Here is a 419-nt window from a genome sequence, read left to right on the forward strand (position 1 = left end):
CACCTGCCGGGCCCGTTGGGCCCAGTCTCTGGCTGGTAGCGGCATGGGGTCCGTCTCGAGCACCCGGTTGCTTTTAATGGCACCGATAAAATGCCAGCCCCGGTCCCGGACGGTACGGATCAGTTTTTCCGATGCGTACCAGCTGTCAGCCAGCACATACACGGGACGATCGCCCACGTCGATAGTGCGAAGCTGCTGAAGGGCCAGATCGATTTTACTGGGTCCGTGTTCTTTCTCATATCGTTCGATATGATAGGGATACAGGCGCTTTTTCGTGCCTGCCATGATGGTGAGCCATTGATGCCCGTAAACGGTCGTCCCGGTCTGATGATCAAAATGGTATCCGCCGTCGTCCATCGGGTGGTGCGCCTGTGACGAAGGTTTCGATTTGGGAACGACGGTATCATCGATGGCGATCA

At 56.8% G+C, this 419-nt stretch carries 1 protein-coding gene; it reads right to left on the minus strand.

Annotated features, from left to right (window positions below):
- On the minus strand, window positions 1-419 hold a 419-nt coding region (locus CHL76_RS16745), incomplete at both ends, for a transposase (RefSeq protein ID WP_143747490.1).

It is taken from the genome of Marinococcus halophilus (genome assembly GCF_002265875.1).
In the GTDB taxonomy this organism is placed as follows: Bacteria; Bacillota; Bacilli; order Bacillales; family Marinococcaceae; genus Marinococcus; species Marinococcus halophilus.